3 protein-coding genes are annotated in these 4,541 nt (G+C 68.5%); 2 read left to right on the forward strand and 1 reads right to left on the reverse strand.

Annotated features, from left to right (window positions below):
- The first annotated feature begins 65 nt into the window (after positions 1-65).
- Positions 66-842 (forward strand): lytic transglycosylase domain-containing protein, encoded by a 777-nt coding sequence (locus DBR20_RS21800; protein WP_108268428.1) that lies wholly within the window; start codon positions 66-68, stop codon positions 840-842.
- A 7-nt stretch (positions 843-849) separates the two neighbouring features.
- Here the strand turns inward: DBR20_RS21800 and DBR20_RS21805 are convergent, their stop codons facing one another.
- The gene (locus DBR20_RS21805) at positions 850-2,385 is read right to left on the reverse strand and encodes a hypothetical protein (RefSeq protein WP_108268430.1); all 1,536 of its coding nucleotides are present in this window, start codon (positions 2,383-2,385) and stop codon (positions 850-852) included.
- Between the two features lie 150 nt (positions 2,386-2,535).
- Here DBR20_RS21805 and DBR20_RS21810 point away from each other — a divergent pair.
- Positions 2,536-4,541 (forward strand): gluconolaconase (locus DBR20_RS21810; protein ID WP_108268433.1); only part of this gene is annotated, 2,006 nt, incomplete at its 3' end.

A 4,541-nucleotide genomic window follows, 5' to 3' on the forward strand; every position in this document is an offset into this window, starting at 1 on the left:
GGCGCCGCCCGGCCAACCCCCCATTCACTCATTGTTAGCGGCCGCCGCCGGATCATCCGGCCGCCATGTCCCTCCGTCCCGCCCTCGTCGCGCTGTTGCTGCTGTCTGGCCTGTGGCCAGGGCTGGCCGCTGCGCGCACGGTCTACCGCTGCGTGCAGGGCAACACGGTCAGCCTGGCTACCGCACCGGAGCCCGGCTCGCGCTGCACGCCGAAGGAGATCGACGACAGCGCCGTGCAGACCCCCAACCTGTGGGGCAACATGGGCGTGTTCAGTGGCGTGCTGTACGAGCGCGAACAGGACGGCAAGCTCGTCTACTCCACCCGCAACCTGCCCGGCTCGCGGGTGTTCCTGAAGTTCACCGTGGCCACGCCACCGGGCGAACCGGCACATGAAGGCCTGGGCAAGGTCGGCAAGCCCCAGCTGGCCCAGCACGCGAAACAGTTCAAGGCAGCGGCCAAGGCCACCGGCGTGGACGATGCCTGGTTGCGGGCGATCGCACACGCGGAAAGCAATTTCGACGCACTGGCGGTGTCCAGCAAGGGCGCGCAGGGCGTGATGCAGCTGATGCCCGACACCGCAGTGGAATACGGCGTGCGCGACCCGTTCTCGCCGCAGCAGTCCATCGACGGTGGCGCCCGCTACATGCGCGCGCTGCTGCGCCGCTACAACGGCGACCGTCCGCTGGCAGCGGCGGCCTACAACGCCGGCATCGGTGCGGTGGCACGCTACAAGGGCGTGCCACCGTATGCCGAAACCCTGGCCTACGTGGACAAGGTGATGGCCCTGTACACTCGCTATCGCGAGGCGATGGGCATCCGCATCGAAGTGCCGGCGAAGTAGCCGGCGCTCAGCGCGATGTGGCGCTGCCCACCAGGTCGTAACGCTCGATGCGACCGACCCGCGAGACTTCGGCCTGCACGTCGGCACGCTGCTTGAGTTCGCGCCAGGCGGCATCGATGCGCACATCGCCCGGCAACGAGGGATACACGCGCATGTCCTGCAGGCTGGTCAGCGCGTCGCTGCGTTCCAACGGCGAGCGCAGCTGCTCGATCAGCACGGCTGCGGCAGCATCCAGATCGCCTTCCTCCAGCAGCATCTCGCGATGGAACAGGCGCGCGTCCTGGCGCTGGGCGACGATGACCGCACGTGCGGTGGTGGCAGCGGTGGCATCACCGCGCTGGCGGGCAGCGGCGAAATGGATCAAGGCCTGTGCGGCCTGGCCATAGCTGCTGAGGTCGGTCAATGTGTCCATCGCGGCCTCTGCTTCCTGCGTCTTGCCGAGTGAGCCGAGCACGAATGACACGTTCATCTGATGCTCGAGGCCATCCGGCCCGAGTGCGCCGATGCGAGCTGCCAGCTTCGCCGTCGCCAGCGCCTCATCAGTACGCCCCAAGCGACGCAGCGCGGCGATGCGGCTGTTGAGCAGCCAGGCCAGCCATTCCGCTTCTGCGGCGGGGGGCGATTGTCCTTCTGCGGCGGCCTCGGCCAGCGTATCGGTAAGCGCCAGGACTTCCTCGTTGCGATCCAGCATCAGCAGCGTGCTGCTGAAATCCACCATGCGTGCATCCAGGACCCGGTCCAGCAGGCCCGATACACGCAGGGTGTCCAGATGGGCCTGCGCGGCCTTGAGCGGATCGAAGCGTGCATCGGCACGGTCCACATAGCGATCGAAGCGCTTGTCGCTGCGCAACCGGATCAGTTCTGCCGGGGTGTCGATGCGAGCCAGTGTGGTCGGAATGGCATCGCCGCGCCCGTTGTCGGCCTGCAGCGTGGCCAACTCCAGCCACAGGCCGGTGGGTTCGCTGCCGCCGCTCTTCCAGCCGTTGTCGAACAGCGCCTGCAGCAGCGCCATGCGTTGCGCGGGCTGTTCGCGCAGGTGGTACTGCAGGTAGCTGACGGTATGGTGGTCGATCGCCAGCGGGCTGTCAGCACGCGCCAGCGCCTGTGTCAGATGCTCGACTGCCGCTGCGGGTTGGTCATCGTTGAGGTCCAGCGACACCAGCGTGGTCAGGATGCTCGCATCGCCCGGCAACGCCAGCAGCGCCTGCTGCAGATAGCGCCGTGCCAGCGCGGGCTGCTTCTGCATCGCCGCCGTCCAGCCGGCAAACTGCGCGGCGCGGCCGCGGCGCTCGGCATCGAAGTCGGCCAGCAGCGGGCTGTCCATCAACCGTTGCATGGCGATCAACGCGGCCAGCGTATTGCCACTGCGGGACTGTTCGATGGCCGTATCCCATTGCTGCGCGTACGCGGCATGCGCAGCATCCATCGCCGCATCGTGCGGGGGCTGCGAGGTGGAAGCGGGTGTCCGCGGCACGTTTGCCGAGGCGGTCGCGCTGGTCAGTGCGGCAAACAGCAGCGCGAAGAGTGGGGTACAGCGGGGCATGGTGGGCCTCCGTCCATGGAACAGACATTGAACCCGCTGTGGCAGCGCAGGACAAGCGCCGCGAAACAGCCCTGACCATCGGCCATGGCGCTGCACGGGCGCAGCGATTATCGTTCGTGCCTCTTCATGCAAGTACAGGCAAACGGGACGATGGCGCGGTGGCAAGGGATGGCGGTGGGTGCGGTGGTGGTGGCAACAGCGGTGGCCCTGGCGGCAACCTGGTGGGAATTCCCCGCCTCCGGCCCGCAGGTGCCGGCTGGCCCCGTACCGACGCCGCTGGCGTGGACCGCACAGATCGAGCTGCTGGCCGGCGACGGCCATCCGGGTGATCGCGATGGCGCCTCGGCGCAGGCACGCTTCGCCGACCCCTACGCGCTGCTGGGCAGTGCCGATGGCAGCGTCTATTTCACCGATGCCGGTGACAACAACCGCATCCGCCGCCGCCTGCCCGATGGCCGTATCGAAACGGTAGCGGGGCAGGGCGAGGGGCGTGTTGATGGGCCTGCCCTGCAGGCGAGCTTCAACACCCCTTCGGGCATTGCCGCCGATGCACAAGGCAATCTGTATGTGGCGGACACCGGCAATCATGCGATCCGGCGCATCGGCACCGACGGACAGGTGACGACGCTGGCCGGAGGCCAGCAGGGTTTCGCCGATGGTCCTGCCGCGCAAGCGCGTTTCGATGGGCCGATGGGCATCGCCGTGGATGCGCAGGGACAGGTCTATGTGGCCGATACCTGGAACGACCGCATCCGCGTGATCGGTGCCGATGGCAACGTGCGTACGCTGGCCGGCGGCGACCGCCCGGGCTTCGCCGATGCGCCCGGTACAGACGCGCGCTTCGACACGCCCGTGGCGCTGGCCTTCGATGCGCACGGCGCACTGCTGGTCGCCGATCTGTTCAACAACGCGATCCGCCGCGTCGGCGCCGATGGCATGGTCAGCACTGCAGTCGGCAAGGGTGAGGTCATCAACGGTCCGCTGTCACTGGCCACCACGCATGACGGTGTGCTGTATGTGGGTGACCTGGACGGGCGCATCGTGCAGGTGACCCCGCAGGGCCATCAACTGGCGCTGCTGGGCAATGACCGCCTGCCACGCCTGGCGCGGCCCAGTGGCCTGGCCGTGGAGGCCGACGGCGCTCTGCTGGTGGCCGACTCCGCAGGCTATCGCCTGCATCGCCTGCGCCCGCTGCCGGTGGGTGAACTGCCTGCACCGGCGCTGGTGGGCCCGGCCTCCGATGCGGCGCTGCCGGACAGCGGTGGGCGCTGGCCACTGGCACCCCAGGATGGCTGGCATGAAGTGGTCGGCACGCTCGGCGAGGTGCGCGGCACCTTCCAGGGCGAGAGCCGCCACCACCTGCACGGTGGCTTCGACGTGCGCGGCGATGTCGGCCAGACCGTGCTGGCGATTGCCGAGGGCAAGATCAGCAGCCCGATTGCCGCCTGGAGCCTGGGTGGGCAGGCTGAAGGGCTGGCCGTGGACCGGTTGAAGTACATCCACATGCGCGTCGGCCGTACGCCACGCGGCGAACCGTTCGACGCGCGCTGGCAGCCGCTGTACGCCGAAGACGGCACGCTGGAGCGCATCCGCGTGCGGCGTGGCACGCGCATCCACGTAGGCGACCGCCTGGGCAGCATCAACAGCCAGGCACATGTGCACCTGGCCGTGGGCAACGGCGGTTTCGAGACCAATGCGGTGGCGCTGGGGTTCAAGGACTACGCCGACCACTTCGCACCGCGCATCACCGACGTGGCGCTGCTGGACGACAACGACCAGCCGCTCGCCGCCGGCAGCGACGGCGTGGTGATGCTGGCCCGGCAGGGACGCGGCGTGCAGATCGTGGTGGAAGCCTGGGACCAGGTGGACAACAACCTGCCGCGTCGCCGGCTTGGGCCGTACCAGGTGGGCTACCAGATCCTGGATGCCGCCGGGCAGCCGCTGAAGGGCTACGAGCAGCCACGCTGGAACATCGTCTTCAACCGCATGCCGCCGCAGAAGCAGGCGGTGAAAGTGGCCTATGCCCCGGACAGTGGTATCACCGTGCATGGCAGCGCGGTCACCCGCTTCCGTTATCTGGTGACCAACACCGTGCGCGATGGCCTGATGGAAACCGGTCGCTGGCAGCCGGCGGCGTTGCCCCCGGGCGAGTACAT

The sequence above is a fragment of the Stenotrophomonas sp. HMWF023 genome (genome assembly GCF_003060985.1).
GTDB classification, from domain to species: Bacteria; Pseudomonadota; Gammaproteobacteria; order Xanthomonadales; family Xanthomonadaceae; genus Stenotrophomonas; species Stenotrophomonas lactitubi.